The sequence below is a fragment of the Planomonospora algeriensis genome (assembly GCF_977012225.1).
On sequence record NZ_CDRNDK010000079.1, the window covers coordinates 1 to 18,818 of the forward strand.

The following is an 18,818-nucleotide window of genomic DNA, read 5'->3' on the forward strand; positions in this document are numbered from 1 at the left end:
CACTTCGGTGGCCAGCTCGGCCGCCTCGCCCTGCAGACCGGGCAGCGCCTCCGCGAGGTCCGCCGCCGCCTGGACCTCCCCCGCGTCGAGGAGCTCCCGCAGCCGGGCCGCGGGACCGCTCACGACCCCGCCCTCGTGGCGGACCGCGAACACCAGCCGCCGGGCCTCCTCCGGGTCGAGGCCGAGCTCCTCGGTGGCGTGGCGCAGGAGGGTGTCGTCGTAGGGGTGCTCGCGCACCCGCTCCCGCAGGCGGGCCACGATGTCGTAGAGCAGCAGCTCCGCGGGGTCGGCGACGTTGCGCAGGGCCGTCAGCACCGTCTCGGCGCCGGTCGTCCAGGGGCCCCGGGTCCTGCGCCGCCAGTCGGCCTCGGTCTTCGCGATCGCCTCGCCGAGCCCGCGGTCGGGTTCGAGGACGGTGACGCGCCCGTCCCCGAGGAGGAACTCCGCCAGGTGGCGCCGGCCCAGGGTGTCGAGCGCCTCGCGGACCTTGGCGTACCCCGTGTACGGCGGCGCCTCCGGCAGCCGGTCCGGCTCCCGGACCCGGACCCCCAGGCCGGCCACGAGCCGGTCGGCCTCCTCCTGGCCGATCCCCGCCGACCTCGCGATGCCCGCCACGAGGTCCGGCGTGAGCATGCGGAGCCGGCCGGCGGCGTCGTCGAGCCTGCGCCGGGCGCTCTCCGACCGCTCCCGGTCGCGCTCCCCCGCCCGGCGCAGCTCGGCCTGGAGCGGGCCCAGGTCACCGTTCGAGGCGGCCTCGAAGATCGACGCGTGACCCGCGTGGTCGGCTTCGAGCCGGTCGATCAGGCGGCGGAACTTCAGCAGCTGCCGCGACCGCCGCCAGCACTGCCGCACCTGCCCGACGGTCTCGGTCACCTCGGCCGCGCTCAGCGGCTCCCGCAGCTGGTAGCGGATCCGCAGGTCCTCCGGGGGGGCGCCCGCCCGCCGCGCCGGGTCGAGCACCTCCTTCAGGTAGCGCTGCTCGTCGAACCCCATCGCTCAGCTCACCTGGACGCGGGCGAGCTCGGCCCGCGACTCGGCGACCTCCTCCTCGGACATGCCCCCGATCTGGACGTCGAGCTCCAGCCGCTCCCCCGTCTCAGGGTCGCGGGCGACGACGTGCAGCAGACCCGAGGAGTCGAGGGAGAAGGCCACCTCGATGGGGTAGCCGGCGGGCTTGCCGGGCGGGATGCGCAGGTCGCCCTCGGCGATCCTGTTGTTGTCCTCGATCGCCTCGGACGCCTCCGAGCCCGCCTGCTCCATGACCTGGATCGCCACCCTGGTCTGGAAGTCGTCCAGCGTGGCGAAGCCCTCGACCGCCTCCGCGGGCAGCGGGTCGTTGGCGTGCACGAGGTGCGCCACGTACGCCCGGCGGGTGGCGGGGTCCGTCGTCCTGATGCCGAAGGCGCGCGAGGCCACCGTCTTGATCGTCCGGTTCGCGATCTGCTCCTGCTGTCCCCGGGAGAGCCCGGCCCGGTCCGCCATCTCCTCGGCGCCCGCCCGGTCACCCGTGCTCAGCAGCCTCCGGTAGGTCTCCTCGAACGCGTACAGCGCCGCGCCCTTGGCCACGGCCAGATCGGGGTCCTGCAGTTGCGGGGTGACGTCCAGCTCCTGCCGCAGCCGCTCGGCGACCGCCGGCATCTTGGCCGATCCGCCCACCAGGACCAGGTGGTCGAAGTCGTCGACCCCCTTGTCCCGCGCGGTCTCGATGGTCTTGCGGGTGATCGCGATCGTCCGGTCCAGCAGGTCGCGGGTGAGCGCCTCGAACTCCTCGCGGGTCAGCTCGACCGTGGTGGTGCGGCCCTCGTGGACCAGCCGGACCTTGTGCCGGGTGCGGGAGGAGAGGGTCTTCTTGAGATCCTCCGCGATGCGCCGCAGGTCCTGCTCGGTCCGCTTGTCCTCCAGCGGGTCGGGGACGTCGGGGTGCTCGGCCCTGAAGCGCTCCGCGAGGTGCTCGACGAGCTGCGCGTCCCAGTCCGCGCCGCCCAGCTCGTGGTCGCCGTCGGTGCAGACGACCTCGATGTCGCCCCGGCTGAGGGTGATGACGGTGGTGTCGAACGTGCCGCCGCCGAGGTCGTAGACCAGGATCCGGCGGTCCTGGCCGGGGTTGAGCACGCCGTAGGTGATGGCCGCGGCGATGGGCTCGGAGATGACGTCGATGACGTTGAGCCCCGCGATCCGCCCGGCCTTGCGGGTGGCGTCGCGCTCCGCCGCGCCGAAGTAGGCGGGCACGGTGATGACCACGTCGCTCACCGTCTCGCCGGTCACGGTCCCGGCGTCCTCGGCGAGCTTCTTGAGGATGAGCGCCGAGATCTCCTCGGGCGTGCGGGCCCGGCCGTGCATGGTGCGGGTGACCTCGTGGCCCATGTCGCGCTTGATCAGGCTCACCACGAGGTCGGGCTCGACGACGGCGCTCTCCTTCGCGGTCTGGCCGACCACCACGTCGTCGGGCGTCTCGAAGAAGACCACCGACGGCGTGGTGTCGGAGCCCTCGTTGTTGCGGTAGACCGCCGGCCGGCCCACGTCGTCGACGCCGGCGATGCAGGAGTAGGTGGTCCCCAGGTCGATCCCGTACACGGCCATTCAGTCCTCCTCGCCTCGCGAAGCCTTGCCCTCCTCGCCCGGGGCGGGCCTGCCGACGGCCACACCGGCCTTGCGCAGCACGCGCTCCCCCCGGATGAAGCCGTCGGAGAGCACCCGGGTGACGCGGCCGTCGGGCCCCGGCTCGGTGTGCAGGGGACGGTGGACGGCGGGGTCGTAGGCGTCGCCGGACAAGACCTCCATCCGCTCCGCCCCCGTCCTGGCCAGCACCTCGGCGACCTCCTCCGCGACCGCCTCCAGCAGGGCGCCGACGTGCTCCGCCGACGGCGGCTCCGGGCTCCGCGCGTGACGCGCGGCCTCCCTGCCGACCAGGTCGTACAGGCGGTAGAGCCCCGCCCGGACGGGCGTCAGCGCCTCTTCCAGCAGCCCGCGCCGCAGTTCCTGGTTCTCCGCGTGCAGGCGGTCGATGATCTGCTCGCGGTGCGCGGCCCGCTCGTGCTCGCGTCCCACCTGCGCGGCCAGCTCGGCGAGGCGCTCCGTGAGGCGCTCCGTGAGCGGGTCCGGCGGACGGCCGTCCGTCTCCGGGTCCGTCTCCGGGCCCGGGTGGGCGGGGGCATCGGGGGGAAGATGATTCATTGAACTCCCACTGGCGGAATTCCGTGTTCAGCGTGCACAACTCTATATACATCTCCATGTAGGCCGGTAGAGCGTTCCCAGGCTCCATTAAACGGACATCCGAAACATGGAGCATTCACCCCCGAAGCCACCTACCAGCCGGAAGCATCTCTGATTTCGGCTATCCGTATTCCAGGGAGTCACAAATAAGGACAAACCACGACACCGCAGATATAAGACCGATTCAATCTCCCGCCGCCCGGAGCCCGCCGCCCGGAACCCGCCGTACGCCGCCCGCCGTGCGCCGCCCGGAGCCGGAGCCGGTCCCGGATGGCGGACGGTCCCCCGTCGGTTCCGGCGAATCTGTATGAATGAGCGAACATCGCTGACCGTTCGGGACTCTGAGTCAGAGGACGTACCGAACCACCGGGAGAAGAACATCGTGAAGCACCGGGCCCTCGCCGCAGGCGCCGTACTCACCGCGCTCGCCGTGTCCGCCACGACGGCCGCCGCACTCGCCGGACCCGCGCAGGCGTCGCCCCCGCAGGCCGCACCCGCCCAGAACGCCCTCGCCCGGAACGCGCTCGCACAGGCGTTCTCCGCCCAGGGGGTGCTCGCGCAGGGCACGCTCGCGCAGGCCGTACCCGCCCAGGGCGCGCCCGCGCAGGCAGCGCCGGCTCCGCTGACCGGCAGGGGCGTCCACCTCGGCTACGGCGGCGGCGGTGTCCGCCTGGTGACGGAGAGCGGGCGGACCCTCTGGACCGACCGCTCCGGCTACGGGCAGTTCTCCGTCTCCCCCGACGGCGGGAAGGTCGCCTGGATCGACGGCAAGGGACGCCTGCACGTCTCCGTCGCCGGCGGCTCCGGGAAGGCCGCCGACAAGGTCGTCGCCCGGGGAGCGGCCGCCGGCGGTCCCTGCATGACCCCCGCCTGGTCGGCCGACTCCCGGCGGATCGCCTTCCCCCTGGCCGGCGAGTCCGACAGGACGGCCGTCGCCGTGGTCGGCGCGGGCGGCGGGAGGGCGGGCAAGGTCGGCTCGACCCTCGGCCCCTGCCACCTGACCTGGTCGGCCGACGGCCGCACCCTCGCCGGATACGCGGGGACCACCGAGGGCGTGCACCTCCTGGACACCGGCTCCGGGGTCTCCGTGCGCGTCCCCGGCATCAGGCTGGCCAACCACGTCGCGGGCCTGTCCCCCGACGGCCGCCGCGTCGTGGTGCACGCGATGGGCCCGAACGACGACGCCGGAGACGGCTCCTGGCCGACCGCGTTCACCCCGTCGGTGTACGACACGCGGACCGGGAAGAAGGTCGCCCTCCCGGTCAAGGGCAGGCTGATCGGCGCCCTGTACCTGCGCGACGGCCGCCTGGTCGTCCGGGTCGCGGGCCGGACCGCCAACACGCTGGTGGTCCTCTCCCCCGCGGGCAAGCGTCTGCAGACCCTGCCCGAGAAGCCCCGCAACAGGCGGCTGGGCCTCCTCCAGGTGCGCTGACGGGAGCGAGCCGTACCGGTCACCGGTACGGCTCACACCCCCGGCGAGGAGACCACCCGCCCCCGACTTCATCGAGTGATCGGCGGACGGAGTGTTCCGGACGGCGCGGTCACGGTTCCCCGTAGAGCTCCGCCAGGCCCACGAGCAGGACGTCGGAGTCGCTCCGGGCGGCGAGGGCCCGCAGCTCGTCGGTGAATCCCGCACCGCTGAAGCAGGCGAGCCGGGTCGGGGCCGTGTCGTACCGGCCTCCGCCCGCGATGAGGGAGCGGACGTGCCTCAGCCGGTCCAGGTGCCCCATCCCCATGACGTCGTTCCACTTCGCCTCGCCGATCAGCAGCAGCGGCGCCTTCCGCCCGTCGCCGATGCCGGCCACCGCGACGTCGACCTCGTGGCCGGTACGGCGGGCCGCGTCGTTGACGACGCCGTGCCCGACCTTCGCGGGCAGGCCGCCCAGGAGATCGGGATCGGCGTGGTGTGCCGCCCAGTCCCGGCAGACCTGCTCGAAGTGCGGCCCGAGGATGTTGCTCGCGAAGCGGCGGCGGCTCGCCTGCCAGACCCTCGCAGCCGAGCCGGGGCGCTCCAGCTGGTCCCAGACCGGCCGCATGACGGCATGGTAGAAGGCGACCAGCGGCTCGGCGATCCGGTAGGCGGGGCGGTTGTCCCGGAAGACGTCCGCGTCGCGGTGGAGCAGCCCGGCGTCCTCCAGGACGTTGATCGGATGCGCGATGTCCGCGGCCTTCCGCTCCAGATATCCGGCCATGCCGCTGCGGGTGGCGTTGCCCTCGGCCACCGCCGCGAGCACCGAGTGGTACAGGGTGGTGTCCCGCAGGTCCGGCTCCTCCGCCAGCAGGTATCTCGCCTCGCGGAACAGAGGGCTCTCCGGGCTCAGCACGGTGCGGACCACCCAGTCGTCGAAGTCCTCCGGCCCGCTCGGGCTGTCTCCCCGGGCGAACTCCTTGCGGTAGGCGGGCGTGCCGCCGACGATCGCGTTCACCCGCAGCGCCAGGTGCGGGTCGGTGATCTCCCAGAACCGGGCGGCGAGCCGGTGGTCCAGCGTGCGCACGACCAGTTCGAGACCGGCCCGGCCGCGCAGCGGGGCGTTCCCCGCGAGCAGTTTCCCCATGAAGGAGAGCGCGGATCCGCAGAGCAGCAGCCGCGTCCGCGACTCGGAGCGCTCCCGGCGCAGCGGGCGGAAGGCCTGCTGGATGATCGAGGGCAGCTCGGGGTTGGCCTTGGCGAGGTACGGGAACTCGTCGATGACCACCGGCACCGGGCGGTCGCGCCCCAGGGCGAGCAGCGCGTCCACCACTTCGAACCAGTCGGTGAAGTGGTACGGCGTGGGCGGCGAGCCGTAGGAGGTGAGCGCGGCGCTGATCCGCCGCAGCGACTCGGAGTCCGTGGCCTCGGTCGCGCCGAAGTAGAAGCCCTCGGCGGCCGTGCACACCGCGTCCAGCAGGAAGGTCTTGCCCTGGCGGCGGCGCCCGGAGACCACGCCCAGGGTCGCGCCCGGCTGTGGATCGGTGACGAACCGCGCCAGCGCGGCCCACTCGTGGTCACGGTCGAACATCATGGCGGGCTTGTCCACCGGCACTCCATGGATATGGGACTACACTTCTGTAAAGTGTAGTCCCATATCCTCTGCGCCAACGATCTCGTTGACGGCGGCGTCCGCGGCCTCACCCGTCAGGTCGCTCGATCACCTCGCCGTCCGAGGCGGAAGGTCGGATGTGCCGGTGTCGTGCGGGACCGCCCCGGACCGCGTCCGGAAGGACTCGATCGGCCTGTGCCGAACGGGAATCCCGCAAAGGGCCAAAGCGGCAGCGGTAATCTCGGGCATCCGTGATGAGAAACGCAGCCTTGTCGGTTCGAATCAGGGGCATCTAGGGTGATATTTGACCTTTTCTTGCGGCTCGGGGCTGTGGAGAGGACGGGAGCGGCGTGGCGGACCGCATGGTGCCGAACCCGTTGCACGTCAGGTTGACGGAGCTCCTCGCGGAGGCCGAGGAGCGCGGCCGGGAGATCCGGCGGGCCTACGAGCGCCCGGTGGGGACGATGCGGACCGGTCAGGTCTGGACGGGGCCGACCGCCGACAAGTGGATCGACGGGCTGGAGGAGCGGCACCACCGGCTGGCGTCGCTGGTCCGGCAGGTGGCGGGCGCGATCGAGGAGGAGCTGCGCCGCCACCCGGCGATGGTGACCGAGGCCGAGGCCCACGCCATCAGCGCCGCCCGGGTGGACGACCGTTCGCCCTTCTTCCAGGGAGGGCGGGGATCGTGGCCCTGACCGGCCTCCCGAGAGGGAAGGGATCGTAGCCGTGACCGGTCCGCCGGGGAGGACGGGGCTCGTGGCCCTGACCGGGGAGGATCCATGACATCCGCCGGGTTCAACGGGATCGACCCCGAGCGGCTGGAGCAGGCCGCCGCCGCCCTGCGCGACGGGGCCGACCGGCTGACCTCGCTCGGCGAGGAGCTCGGCGGCAAGCTCCACCGGTACGGCATCGCCACCACCGCTCCCCGGGAGATCCTCCGGATCGCCGACTGGGGCAGGACCGAGGTGTCCAAGCTCCGCGAGCGGGCGGAGCTGATCCGGAAACTGAACGAGGGCGGCGGTCTGGCGTCGCCGGGCGGCGGGCCTCAGGGGCTCATCCGCCTCCCCGGCGAGCTGGAGGACTTCGAGCTCGCCCAGAAGCTCGCCAAGGTGTACGGCGACGGCGTCTTCACCGAGCAGGACGCCGAACGGCAGGCGAAGCTCGTCCACGACCACGCCGACGAGGTCGCGAAGCTCGCGGACGATCCCCAGGCCGCCGCCGCCTTCTACGCCCTGCTCTCCCCGAAGGTCCGCGACGCCCTGCCGAACCTCATCGCGAGCACCGGCGGCAAGACCGCCAAGCAGGACCTGGCCGCTTTCAGCAAGGCCCTCGGCGCGGCCCTGCGCGCCCCCGCCCTCGTCCCGGCGTTCGCCAAGGTCCGCGCGACCTGACCCGACCGGCCGGGAGCAAGGCCGCCGCGTGGAACCGGCTCGCCCTGCTCGCGGGCGCGAACGCCCCCGCGAGCATCCGCAGCGCCGCGGCCCGCACCCTGGTCCTGGACGACTTCGCCGAGAAGCCCCGCCAGGACTGGCGAGCCGGATCCCCCGAGTCCAAGGCGTACGGCCTCCCGTCCGACCTGGTCGCGCTGGGCCTGGAGGTGCTCGCCGGGGACGGCGCGGCGGTGCGGGACGCGTTCTCGAAGCTGGGCGGGCCCGAGGTGAAGCTGACCCGGCCCGAGAAGATGAAGCTCTTCCTCGACTACGCCGACCGGTCGGCCACCGGGGACGAGGTGGCCGACGCCTTCGGCCGGGCGATGGAGTCGGGCACCGAGGCGAGGACCGAGCAGCCCGGCAAGCACAGCCCCGAGGCCGCCGCCTTCACCCTGGACCTGATGAAGGTCGCCGGCTCCTTCGGCGCGAACCTGCCACATCCGGCCAAGGACTCCATGGGCGTCATCGCCGGTTCGTACGTCCACGAACTGGTCTCGGGCGCCCGTGTCGACAGGGCCATCGGCCGTGCCTCCAGCATGGAGGTTCCCCAACATTGGGAGGCGCTTCCTGGGGTGACCCCCGCGTTCTACCTCAGTCCTGTCGACACCTCCCGGTTCCTGAAGACCTTCGTCGGCGAGCAGGAGACCGCCGACAAGTTCAACTCGACGGTGGCCCGGTTCCGTCACGACGCCCTGATCAACGCAGCGCGCCTGGACGCGAAGCACGATGCCCAGCATTTCGAGAGGATCTCGGTAATGTTCGGTGACTTCGGCGGTGTCGCGTTCAAAAGCACGGTCGACGTGCTCGGTGAAGAGGACGCCGCCGCCGACGCGGGCCGCGACTTCGTCAAGAACACCGCTGGGTTCCTCCTCGGTGAGATCCCTATTCCGGATCAGCTTGCAGAACTCGGATGGGATGCCTTCCAGGCGTACGTCTTCAGTGGTCTCTCGGACGGCTGGGCCGACAGCTTCGAGACACAGGTCGAGGCGGCCAACAAGGAGCGTTCGGAACTCGCCACACGTCTGAAGTACGACACGGCGTATCTCCTCCACAGCGGTGGCTACCCGGCGAGCGAGCTGCCCAAGGAACTCGTCAGCCCGGCCACCGGCGGTCTCAAGGCGTATGACGAACTCGTGGCCGAGGCCAAGCACGAGGCCACACGTGGAAAGAAGTGGGAGCAGGTGCTTCAGGGGAAGCTGACCGTCTACGAGAACTGGATGGACAGCAACGATGCGCTCGATAAGAAGATCGAAGGCTCATCTCGTTTCCAAACCAGCAAACTGGCTGAGGAGCTGTTGAAAAAACAAGACAAGCCTCAGAACTGAACTCAACGAGGCAGGCAGGCGGTCTCCGCGCGCAGTCGCCAGGTCGGCGACTCCGGAGCCACATGAACATCCACGGTTACCCCTACCTTCTTACTGCCATTGATGAACCTCCCCTCAAGGGCATCCAACTGATCGAAGTTGTATTCGACTTCGTACCCCAGGACTTGGTCAAGAGTGGTCTGCATAAGCCTCTCCGCCAGGTCGAGACGCCCATCAACATCAGTGGAATTACGCTCTTCGTCGGCCGTCAGCCGCAACACCCGCTTGAATTTTCCCTCGCCACATGGAATGTCCTTATCTGGACGCTGAAGAATGCGCAGCTTGTAGAGAGGATTCTTGAAGACATCGTCGGCCTCCAATCGCCTGGCATCCTTCTGTAGCTCCGCCGCTGCCTTTTCCAGAGTGAGTTCGGGCTCCCGGGTGCATCCCGACGCCATCAGGACCGTTGCCAGGCCGAGGGCCAGGAGCCGAGTGACGCGCATGCGATCCCTCCGGGACGTTTGACGCCGAGACATCCCGATCTTCACCCAATCCGCCCACCGCCGCCACAGTCTTTCCGCATCCGGTCGTCAGCCCCCGGCCACCCGGAACCAGACCGATCCGCCGGCCTCGCCGTGGTGCGAGCCCCACGCCGCCGCGAGCAGGTTCACCAGCCACAGGCCCCGCCCTCCGTCGTCGTCGACTTCCGGCACGTGCATCGTCGGTGCTCCGGTCACCGATCCACCGTCGGCGACCTCAACATGGACGCCTCCGGAGGTGCGGGTCACCCGGACCGCCACCCGTCCGCCCGCCGTACGGCCCGAGTACGAGTGCGTGATCGCGTTGGTGACCACCTCGCTCAGCAGCAGGAGGACATCGTCGAGGACCGGGGCCGCGAGCCGCCCGGCCAGCAGCCCGCGCGCCCACTCCCGGGTCACCGGGACGGAGACCTCCTCCCCCGGGAACTCCCGCCACCAGGTCTCCTGTGGCGTGTCCACGGACGTCCCCTGCGACGGACCTCCGCAGCCGGATCTCTCGTACCGCCCGTCCGCCGCCATGGCCCGACCTCCAGGATGCTTTCCGAGGCGCGCGACCGGGACGCGGAATGAAACCGTCGCATTCAAGAGCGACCCGACTCCCCCCATTGAAAAGGTGACGACCTGCTTTCTTTTCCGCACTGCCCGGAAGAGCAGGTCTGTGTTTAGACTGCCTTCCCGGCATCGGATCGGTGGCCGGTTCGGCAATCCGGGACAGAGCGGATGATGACAATCTCCGGTCTACCGCGGACTGAATTCGGTATCACCGACCGGGCAATAGATCCGTTTTTCCTTATTTGGGAGGAAATGCAATGGATGCTGTGCCGTCTCTCGACCCCGGCTCCCCACGCGTGCGGTTCGGAGCCGAACTGCGCCGCCTGCGCGAGACCGCGCAGCTCTCGCAGGCCGCCGTGGCCGCCCGCCTCGGCTGCACCCAGACCCAGGTGAGCCGCCTGGAGAAGGCCACCCGGACCCCGTCGAGGTCCGATGCCGAGCGACTGGACCTCCTCTTCGGCCAGACCGGTGGCGTCTCCTTCACCCGGCTCTACCAGCGGATCGTCGCCCAGCCCGGCGGCCCGGTCTGGTTCCGGAGCTGGGCCGAAGAGATCGAGCCCACCGCCCGCGTCCTACGCTCCTGGGACCCGCTTCTGATCCCCGGCCTTCTCCAGACGGAGTCGTACGCCCGGCAGCTCTTCAGTCAAGCTCCCCAGATCAGCCCCGAAGAGGTGGAGGAACGCGTCCAAGCTCGCATGCGACGTAAAGGGATTCTCGATCGAGAGAATCCTCCGCTCGTCCTCGTGCTTGTAGATGCAGGTGTGCTGCACCGCAAGGTCGGCGGAGTCGAGATAATGCGCGAACAGCTCGGCCATCTGCTGGAGGTTGCACAGAGACCGACCGTCTACATCCAGGTCGTCGACCCGGAATGCCTGACGGGCCTGTTGAGCGCTTTCATGATCGCCGAGCTTCCCAACGGACAACCCGATGCAGTTCAAGTGGACTCTTCCGCCACAGGACAGGTCACGACCGAAGATGACACCGTGAACGCGATCTGGAAGCGCTATGAGGCGATCCGACGGTGGGCCTATCCTGATCCCATATCCGTCAAAATGATCGAGGAAGCGAGACGGGAATGGATCTGAACGCTGCCGTGTGGCGGAAGTCCTCGCAATCCGGAGACAACGGCGGTCAGTGTGTCGAGGTCGCCGACAATCTGCCCGGGGTGGTCGCGGTCCGCGACAGCAAGGACCCGGACGGCCCCAAGCTGCTCTTCACCCCCGCCGAGTGGCGGGCCTTCGTCGACGGCGTCAAGACCGGCGAGTTCGACTCCCCGGCCTGACCTTCCGCTCCCTGAGCTCGGCCGACACCTCGCATCGCGGGAGTGGCCTGGCCCACCGGGCATGGATAGGGTGCAGGTTCGCACTCATGGGTCAGTAAGAGTGCAGCCGAAGTGGAGCCGCACGGAGGAGGGCCATGGCTGCGTCAGCGGATCACGTCAAGGCTCTCGTCCGAGCCCACGCCGAGGGCGATGAAGACACCTTCTACAGCGTCGCGCTGCAACTGGCGGCCAAGTCCGCCCGTCTAGGGCACAACCGGCTGGCGGCCGAACTGCGCGATCTCGTGGACGAGGCCCGAACCCAACCGACCAGCCGGCACCAGCCCACCCCTGTCATCCAACCTCGTGGAGAACTGGCCGAACTCGTCACCGCCGGATATCCGGACATCCACCTCTCCGACATGACGCTCGCCGAACCCGTGCGAGAGCAACTCCAGCGCGTACTGCACGAGCAGCGGCAGCGGGAACGTCTTGAGCACCACGGGTTCGCACCCATCTCCAGGCTGCTGCTCGTCGGACCGCCCGGGACCGGCAAGAGCATGAGCGCCGCGATGCTCGCCCGAGAGCTGAGTCTTCCGCTGTTCACCGTACGGCTGGACGGGCTGATCAGTCGGTTCATGGGACAGACCGCGTCCAAGCTGCGGCTGGTGTTCGACGCCGCCGCCCGGAACCGGGCCGTCTACCTCTTCGACGAATTCGATGCAATTGGCGCAGAACGCCGCATCGAAGGAGATGTGGGAGAAGCCCGGCGAATTCTCAACAGTTTTCTGCTCTTCCTGGACGAAGCGCGACCGGAGAGCCTGGTGGTGGCCGCCACGAACCATGCGGCGATCCTGGATAGTGCGCTATTCCGTAGATTCGACGCGGTCATTACCTATGATGTCCCAAGTGCGGATCAAGCCGTTGAGATACTGCGCCGGAGGCTCGCGTCGATGAACACCACCGAGGTTGACTGGAACGGTCTCACCGGCCGTGTCGGCGAGCTCAGCCACGCCGAGCTCGTACGTGCCGCGGAGTCCGCAGCCAAAGACGCGATCCTCGGCGGCGGCGACCTGCTCTCCACCTCCGCGCTGAAGGCGGCGCTCGACGCGCGACGCGCGGCACGGCATGGGTGAACCCCCTCCGCCAACGTCCCGTCACCTCCCCCACCTGCTCGTCCCGGGCACTGGCGTCGACGTCGCGTACAGAGGACGAAGTGCCCCGATGGGCCGGGGGCCCAGGACCGTCGGGGATCGCGGGGCGCACGCCGCCAAGCTGAAGACGGACCTCCGCCTGGCGGAGGCTGCGGCCCGTACGGCTCATGCCGCCGCGAGCGAAGGCGCGCGAGGCGACGGTTTCGTCCTGACCGTCGTCTGCTGGTCCACCGAGTACAACCTGGCTCTGGATTCTCTCGACGCCCACGGGGCCAAGCTGCTCTCGGTGCTGCCCGCCGACGAGGATCTTCCCGAGCGCGCGCTCATCTGGCTGCCGTTCTCAGCCGTATCGAAGTTCATCAAGCTGTTCGACAAGTTCGCCACCGAGAACACCCGGTCCGGCGGCCCGAAGCATGCGGCGCTCGTAGCCAACATCGCCGAGCTGCGGCTGTCCGTGCTCCACGAACTGTGGCAGGAGGACGAGCCTTTCCCCGATCCCACGACGCCCCGCTGGTGGGAGGTCTGGCTCGTGCAGCTCACGAAGGAGCTGCCCGTCTACGAGTTCTGGCGGGTGGCCGAACGGTTCCGTTGGCGGACAGGCGCCGTGCTGACGTTCCCCTACCGCTCCGTGACGCTGGTCCACGCCAGCGCCGAAGAGCTCGGCGCCCTTCTCACGACGAACGCCGTCCCCAGCGAACTACGCAAACCCGGATTCACCGAGGAACTCTTCGCCCTGGACCGGCGTTTCCACAACGATCTCATCGATGATCTGCTGAGCCGGACGGAACCTGCCGAGCTCGGCGCTCCCGCCGTGTGCGTGCTCGACTGCGGTGTGCTCGCCGAGCATCCCCTGCTGAAGACGTCGTTCGACAGCGGCTACACCGCGGTCCGGGGAACAACGCCCGCCCCCGTTCCCGGCGCCACGCACGGCACCGAGATGGCCGGCCTCGCCCTCTACGGCGATCTCGAACCGCTGCTCAGCGGATCACACCCGGTGAGACTGACGCACCGGATCGAATCCGTGAAGATCCTGCGCGGGCATCACGATGACCGGACCAAGCCCGAGCTCTACGGCAAGGTGATGGCCGACGCCACGGCACGGGCCGAGATCGGGCAGACCCGGCCCCGGGTCTACTCGATGGCGGTGACGTCCGGAGACCTCAAGGGAACGGACGGACGGCCGACGTCATGGTCGTCTGCGATCGACGCTCTCGCGATCGGCACCGACATCGCGCCCCTCGACAAGGGCCTCGACCCGCTCGGGCAACCGGACTCCAGGGCCGCGCGGCTGTTCTTCATCAGCGCAGGGAACGTCACCGGTGGCGACTGGAGCATCGACCACCTCGACGTCAGCGACACCCGCCAGATCAACGATCCGGCCCAGGCGTGGAACGCGCTGACGGTGGGGGCCTACACCGAGCGTGCGGATCCGCCCGCCGACGCGTCCTTCACCGGTTATCGGACCCTGGCGCCGATTGGTGAGCTGTCACCGTTCAGCCGTACCTCCGTCCTGTGGGGCAAGGGCCGCCCGATCAAGCCGGACATCGTGATGGAGGGCGGCAACCTCCTGGTCGCTCCCTGGGGCGGCTTCGACCACCACCGGTCTGTCGAGGTCCTCACCACGAGCGGGACACCGTACAGCTTGCTCACCACGGCGAACGCGACGAGCGCCGCCACCTCGCAGGCGGCCCGGTTGGGCGCCCTGGTGCTCAGCCGATACCCGAGCCTCACGCCGGAGGCGGTTCGCGGCCTGCTCGTGCACGCGGCCGAGTGGACACCCGCGATGAGCGCTCACTTCCCCGCCGTTCGGGAGAGCTCTCCGAAAGGCAAGCGGTACGCCCTGCTGAAGCGTTACGGGTGGGGCGTGCCCACCGAGGAGCGTGTGCTGGCGAGCGCCGCCGGCGAGGTGACGATGATCGTCGAGGACGAGTTCCGCCCGTTCACGCAGTCGGCATCAGGGATCTCAATGCGGGCCATGCGGCTCCACACCCTTCCGTGGCCTTCCGATCTGCTGCAGGACTTGGAGAACACCCCGGTGCGGATGCGGGTGACACTGTCGTACTTCATCGAACCCAACCCGTCGAACCGGGGTTGGCAGGGAAGATACGCCTACGCCTCGCATGGTCTCCGCTTCGACGTCATCCGCCCCACGGAGACCAGGGCCGCGTTCCAGAAGCGCCTCAGCAACGAGGCCGAGGGGGAGGAACGCGGCGTCCGGGCCGCATCGACCACGGATGACCGCTGGTTCCTCGGGCAGGCGCGGAACTCCGGTTCCCTCCACGCCGACCTCTGGAACGGCCACGCGGTGGACCTCGCCCGTTGCGGGATGATCGCGGTCTATCCCGTGGGCGGCTGGTGGAAGCAGAACAAGCGCCGCGACCGGGTGGACCTCCCCGTGCGGTACGCCTTGCTGATCTCCCTTTTCGCCGAGGTCCCGACCGACATCTACACCCCGATCGCCAGCAAGATCCAGGTTCCTGTCCAGGTCGAGATGTAGGCCGACGATGAAGGAGCGGCGGACGCCGTCTCGGATGAGCCGTCCAGCGGGAACAGGCCGTTGCCGAAGAGGGGGACGGCCGCCCCTCTCCCGGGCCGGGGCCTGCCGTACGGCCTGCCACCGGCGACGCCCGCACCCGCCTCCTCCGCCTCACGCCGCACGGCGCGGCCGCCGTCGAGGCGGCCCGCGCCCACCGCGCCGCACTGGACGCCGAGCTGGCGGAGCGGTTCGGCGCGGACCGGATCGCCGAGACCCGCGCGGTGCTCGCGGCCGTCCTGTCCCACCTCGACCGCGATGACGCCGTCCGCAACCGCAGAGTCCGCCCGCCCGCCTGAACGGCGGATCCGGCCCGCCGGCCCCCGCCGGATGGGCCGGGAATGCCGCTGCCGGCGTCCTCACCGGTACGGCTTCCGCCCTCCGGGGGCGGGTACCATACCGGATTTTTCGCGGCCGTGAGCATCACGAACAGATGTCCCGACGCGATTCACCGGGGGAAACGTCCCATGCTCGCCCTCAATGGGCGCATACTGGGAAGGATGAAATCGTCCCACGCCGCGACCCGGCGCATCCTGCCTGGAAGTCCCTTCAACCGCACCTTCGTCCCCCCGCCGCCCATCGAGCAGTACGCCCTGAACGACCGCGTGAGCCACGACAAGTACGGCCTCGGCGTGGTCATCGGGGTCGAGGACGACCTCGCCGTGCTCGTCGACTTCGGCCCCGAGCAGCGGCGGATCACCACTCCGTTCGCCAAGATGACCCGGCTCTGAGTCCACCGACGACGGAGGCCCGCACGACGGCGTGCCTCCGCCCCGCCAGGGCGCATGAGTTCCGGAAGGTCCAGACGCATGAGTCCCCGTGAGGTCCGGACGATGATCCGGAAGACGAGACAGACCCGCACGAGCCCGCACAAGGCACGAGCCCTCACAAGCGAAATCGGCCCGCCGGTGAGGCGGGCCGATTCGCGGCCACCGGCGGGCCGGTGACAGTGGTGCGCCGCCAGGGACTCGAACCCCGGACCCGCTGATTAAGAGTCAGCTGCTCTAACCAACTGAGCTAGCGGCGCGTGAAGCACTTGAAGAGTAGCGCATCCGCGGGCGTGCTTCGAAATCGACGGGTTCGACCCGCTAGGCTAGAACAACATTCGGTTCTGCCCGGGAGCACACATGTGGTTCGCCTCGCCCGCCGACGTCCGTGAGCGCCTCGCCGCCGTCGACTACCTCCCCGACGACGCCATCGCGACCTCGGTCTTCCTCGCCGCCGCGCTCGGCAAGCCCCTGCTCGCCGAGGGGCCCGCGGGCGTGGGCAAGACCCAGCTGGCCAAGGCCGTCGCCGCGGTCACCGGGGCGCGGCTCGTCCGCCTCCAGTGCTACGAGGGCCTGGACGAGGCCCGCGCCCTGTACGAGTGGAACTACAAGAAGCAGCTCCTGCGCATCCAGGCCGCGGGCGGCCAGGACTGGGACACCACCCACGACGACATCTTCACCGAGGAGTTCCTGCTGGAGCGGCCGCTGCTCTCGGCCATCCGCTCCGAGACCCCCACGGTCCTGCTGATCGACGAGACCGACAAGGCCGACGTCGAGGTCGAGGGGCTGCTGCTGGAGATCCTCTCCGACTTCCAGGTCACCATCCCCGAGCTGGGCACGATCACCGCCGTGCGCCGGCCGTACGTGGTGCTGACCTCGAACGCGACCCGCGAGCTGTCGGAGGCGCTCAAGCGGCGCTGCCTCTACCTGCACCTGGAGTACCCGTCGCCGGAGCGCGAGCGGGACATCGTGCTGGCCCAGGTGCCCGCGATCGAGGCGGGCCTGGCCGAGCAGCTCGCCCGCACGGTCGCCACGCTGCGCGCCCTGGAGCTGAAGAAGTCCCCCTCGATCGCCGAGACGATCGACTGGGCCGGCACCCTGCTCGCGCTGGGCCGGACCGAACTGGACGAGGAGACGACCGCCGCGACCCTCGGCGTGGTGCTCAAGCACGCCTCCGACCAGGAGCGGGCCCGCAAGGAGCTCGGGCTGTGAACCGGATCGCGGGCCGGGCCGGACACCCCGCGGCCCTGCGTCGCACGGCGGCTCCGCGACCAGGAGAGGCGGCGCCGTGAGCCTGCTGGACCGGCATGTCGGCTTCGTGCACGCGCTGCGCGAGGCGGGGCTGCCCGTGTCGCCCGCCGAGGGGCTGGACGCGGCGCGGGCGCTGCAGGTGATCGACCTGACCGAGCGGGAGTCGCTGCGCGCCGCCTACGCGGCGACGCTGGTCAAGCGGCCCTCGCACCGGCCCGGCTTCGACACCCTCTTCGACCTGTGGTTCCCCGCCTCCACCACCGGCCTGTACGGCTCCCGCCCCGCCGCCGGACCCGATCCGCGAACCGCCGAGATCCCCGAGCTGCGGGACCGGCTGGCCGAGCTGCTGCTGGAGGCGGGCGAGCGGCCCGGCGAGCTGGACGCGTTCGCCCGGGAGATGGTCGAGCGGTTCGGCCGCCGGCCCGCGAGCCCCGGCCGGCAGAACTGGTTCTCCTATCCGGTGCTGCGGGCCCTGTCGCCGGAGACCCTGATGGCCCGCCTGCTCGCCGAGGTCCTGGCCGGAGCCGAGCGCGGCGGCCTGGCCGAGAAGGTCGCCCGCGAGCGGATCACCCGCGGCATCCGGCGGTTCGAGGAGGCCGTCTCCACCGACGTCCGGCGCCGCATCGCCGAGGAGTCCGGGATCGAGCGGATCGCGCGCTCCGCCGTACGGCCTCCGCTGGAGCAGGTGGACTTCCTCCGGACCACCAAGGCCGACCTGGCCAGGCTGCGCCGGGAGGTGCACCCGCTGGCCCGCCGCCTGGCCGCCCGGCTGACCGTCAAGCACCGGCTGGGGCACCGCGGCCGGCTGGACTTCCGCCGCACGGTCCGGGCCTCGCTGTCCACCGGCGGCGTCCCGCTGACCACCCACCTGAGGCCCCGCCGCCCGCACAAGCCCGAGCTCGTCGTGCTCTGCGACGTCAGCGACTCGGTCGCCTCCTTCGCCCACTTCACGCTGCTGCTGACCTACGCGCTGCGCGAGCAGTTCACCAAAGTCCGCGCGTTCGGCTTCGTGGACACCGTGGACGAGATCACCCGCTTCTTCGTCCCCGGCGCCGACGTGGCCGAGGCGATGACCCGGCTGGCGCGGGAGGCCGACATGGTGCGGTTCGGCCGGACCGACTACGGCCGCGCGTTCGAGCGCTTCGCCGAGCGGTACGGCGACGCCGTCGGGCCGAAGACCTCGCTGCTGATCCTGGGCGACGCCCGGTCCAACTACCAGCCGCCCGCCCTGGAGACCCTGAAGCGCCTGAGCGCCGGGGCCCGGCACGCCTACTGGCTCAACCCGGAGCCGGTCGCCCAGTGGGACACCGGCGACTCGTCGGCGACGGCCTACGGCGGGATCGTCCCGATGTACGAGTGCCGGAACGTCGTCCAGCTCTCGGCCTTCATCGAGGAACTCGGCTGAGCACCCGAGGGGGCGCCGGTCACGGCGCCCCCTCGGCTCTTCCTCCCGGCGTCCCCCTCCGGCGGTCTCCCGGGGTCCTCCCCGGGCTCCCGGGAGACCGTCGACCGCTCCCGGGAGACCGCCGGCCGCTCCCGCGGGGCCCCGGCCGCTCCCTCAGTAGCGGAAGTCCGCCACCAGCCGGTGCAGCCGGTCCGACATCTCGGCCAGGTCGGCCGCGGCCCGGCGGCTCTCGCCCACGCCCTCGGCCGTCACCTTCGTCGCGTCGGCCAGCACCGCGATGTTGGCCGCGATGCCCGTGCTGGCCTGCGCCGCGTCGGCCACGTTCCGGTTCATCTCGCCGGTGGTGGCGGTCTGCTCCTCCACTGCGGAGGTGATGGTCAGCTGGTAGTCGT

The 18,818-nt window shown here is 70.4% G+C and carries 18 protein-coding genes, 1 tRNA gene and 1 pseudogene; 11 read left to right on the top strand and 9 right to left on the bottom strand.

The window, feature by feature from the left end; genetic code table 11:
* The 3 genes and pseudogenes from ACWJ6R_RS11450 to grpE form a co-directional block, all read right to left on the bottom strand.
* Positions 1–993 (bottom strand): annotated as a pseudogene (locus tag ACWJ6R_RS11450) (hypothetical protein); the annotation flags it as partial.
* A 3-nt stretch (positions 994–996) separates the two neighbouring features.
* Positions 997–2,580, bottom strand: coding sequence for an Hsp70 family protein (locus ACWJ6R_RS11455; protein WP_449062199.1), 1,584 nt, complete (start codon positions 2,578–2,580; stop codon positions 997–999).
* Positions 2,581–3,174, bottom strand: a complete 594-nt coding sequence (gene grpE / locus ACWJ6R_RS11460; protein WP_449062200.1) for a nucleotide exchange factor GrpE — start codon at positions 3,172–3,174, stop codon at positions 2,581–2,583. It lies immediately after the preceding gene.
* Positions 3,175–3,595: 421 nt separating this feature from the next.
* Here grpE and ACWJ6R_RS11465 point away from each other — a divergent pair, with 421 nt between their 5' ends.
* Positions 3,596–4,645: a hypothetical protein gene (locus ACWJ6R_RS11465; RefSeq protein WP_449062201.1), complete on the top strand. Its 1,050-nt coding sequence runs from the start codon at positions 3,596–3,598 to the stop codon at positions 4,643–4,645.
* 109 nt (positions 4,646–4,754) lie between these two features.
* Here the strand turns inward: ACWJ6R_RS11465 and ACWJ6R_RS11470 are convergent, their stop codons facing one another.
* A complete protein-coding gene (locus ACWJ6R_RS11470; RefSeq protein WP_449062202.1) occupies positions 4,755–6,230 on the bottom strand; it encodes an AAA family ATPase in 1,476 nt (491 codons plus the stop codon).
* A gap of 353 nt (positions 6,231–6,583) precedes the next feature.
* Between ACWJ6R_RS11470 and ACWJ6R_RS11475 the strand changes: the two genes are divergently transcribed.
* The 3 genes from ACWJ6R_RS11475 to ACWJ6R_RS11485 all read left to right on the top strand — a co-directional run bounded on the left by ACWJ6R_RS11475 (position 6,584) and on the right by ACWJ6R_RS11485 (position 8,988).
* Positions 6,584–6,928, top strand: a complete 345-nt coding sequence (locus ACWJ6R_RS11475; protein WP_449062203.1) for a hypothetical protein — start codon at positions 6,584–6,586, stop codon at positions 6,926–6,928.
* 84 nt (positions 6,929–7,012) lie between these two features.
* On the top strand, positions 7,013–7,624 hold the full coding sequence (locus ACWJ6R_RS11480; protein ID WP_449062204.1) for a hypothetical protein: 612 nt from the start codon (positions 7,013–7,015) through the stop codon (positions 7,622–7,624).
* 206 nt (positions 7,625–7,830) lie between these two features.
* Positions 7,831–8,988, top strand: coding sequence for a hypothetical protein (locus ACWJ6R_RS11485; RefSeq protein WP_449062205.1), 1,158 nt, complete (start codon positions 7,831–7,833; stop codon positions 8,986–8,988).
* A 2-nt stretch (positions 8,989–8,990) separates the two neighbouring features.
* Here ACWJ6R_RS11485 and ACWJ6R_RS11490 read toward each other — a convergent pair whose 3' ends face one another.
* Both ACWJ6R_RS11490 and ACWJ6R_RS11495 read right to left on the bottom strand, forming a co-directional pair.
* A complete protein-coding gene (locus ACWJ6R_RS11490; RefSeq protein ID WP_449062206.1) occupies positions 8,991–9,470 on the bottom strand; it encodes a hypothetical protein in 480 nt (159 codons plus the stop codon).
* A gap of 87 nt (positions 9,471–9,557) precedes the next feature.
* Positions 9,558–9,965: an ATP-binding protein gene (locus ACWJ6R_RS11495; RefSeq protein WP_449062207.1), complete on the bottom strand. Its 408-nt coding sequence runs from the start codon at positions 9,963–9,965 to the stop codon at positions 9,558–9,560.
* 350 nt (positions 9,966–10,315) lie between these two features.
* Here ACWJ6R_RS11495 and ACWJ6R_RS11500 point away from each other — a divergent pair, with 350 nt between their 5' ends.
* The 4 genes from ACWJ6R_RS11500 to ACWJ6R_RS11515 all read left to right on the top strand — a co-directional run bounded on the left by ACWJ6R_RS11500 (position 10,316) and on the right by ACWJ6R_RS11515 (position 14,967).
* Entirely contained in the window at positions 10,316–11,143 is an 828-nt protein-coding gene (locus tag ACWJ6R_RS11500) for a helix-turn-helix domain-containing protein (RefSeq protein ID WP_449062208.1), read from the top strand.
* On the top strand, positions 11,134–11,340 hold the full coding sequence (locus ACWJ6R_RS11505) for a DUF397 domain-containing protein (RefSeq protein WP_449062209.1): 207 nt from the start codon (positions 11,134–11,136) through the stop codon (positions 11,338–11,340). Before ACWJ6R_RS11500 ends, ACWJ6R_RS11505 begins: the two co-directional genes overlap by 10 nt.
* Before the next feature lie 134 nt (positions 11,341–11,474).
* Positions 11,475–12,452: an AAA family ATPase gene (locus ACWJ6R_RS11510; protein ID WP_449062210.1), complete on the top strand. Its 978-nt coding sequence runs from the start codon at positions 11,475–11,477 to the stop codon at positions 12,450–12,452.
* 88 nt (positions 12,453–12,540) lie between these two features.
* The gene (locus ACWJ6R_RS11515) at positions 12,541–14,967 is read left to right on the top strand and encodes a S8 family peptidase (protein ID WP_449062211.1); all 2,427 of its coding nucleotides are present in this window, start codon (positions 12,541–12,543) and stop codon (positions 14,965–14,967) included.
* On the opposite strand, the gene ACWJ6R_RS11520 is transcribed toward ACWJ6R_RS11515, so the two are convergent.
* On the bottom strand, positions 14,916–15,251 hold the full coding sequence (locus ACWJ6R_RS11520; protein ID WP_449062212.1) for a hypothetical protein: 336 nt from the start codon (positions 15,249–15,251) through the stop codon (positions 14,916–14,918). The genes ACWJ6R_RS11515 and ACWJ6R_RS11520 overlap by 52 nt on opposite strands.
* A gap of 252 nt (positions 15,252–15,503) precedes the next feature.
* On the opposite strand from ACWJ6R_RS11520, the gene ACWJ6R_RS11525 reads away from it, so the two are divergent.
* On the top strand, positions 15,504–15,734 hold the full coding sequence (locus ACWJ6R_RS11525; RefSeq protein ID WP_449062213.1) for a hypothetical protein: 231 nt from the start codon (positions 15,504–15,506) through the stop codon (positions 15,732–15,734).
* A 219-nt stretch (positions 15,735–15,953) separates the two neighbouring features.
* On the opposite strand, the gene ACWJ6R_RS11530 is transcribed toward ACWJ6R_RS11525, so the two are convergent.
* Positions 15,954–16,030 (bottom strand) — tRNA-Lys (locus ACWJ6R_RS11530).
* A 100-nt stretch (positions 16,031–16,130) separates the two neighbouring features.
* Between ACWJ6R_RS11530 and ACWJ6R_RS11535 the strand changes: the two genes are divergently transcribed.
* Both ACWJ6R_RS11535 and ACWJ6R_RS11540 read left to right on the top strand, forming a co-directional pair.
* The gene (locus ACWJ6R_RS11535) at positions 16,131–16,982 is read left to right on the top strand and encodes an AAA family ATPase (RefSeq protein ID WP_449062214.1); all 852 of its coding nucleotides are present in this window, start codon (positions 16,131–16,133) and stop codon (positions 16,980–16,982) included.
* A gap of 76 nt (positions 16,983–17,058) precedes the next feature.
* Positions 17,059–18,426, top strand: coding sequence for a vWA domain-containing protein (locus ACWJ6R_RS11540; protein ID WP_449062215.1), 1,368 nt, complete (start codon positions 17,059–17,061; stop codon positions 18,424–18,426).
* Between the two features lie 153 nt (positions 18,427–18,579).
* Here the strand turns inward: ACWJ6R_RS11540 and ACWJ6R_RS11545 are convergent.
* Positions 18,580–18,818 (bottom strand): hypothetical protein (locus ACWJ6R_RS11545; protein WP_449062216.1); only part of this gene is annotated, 239 nt, incomplete at its 5' end.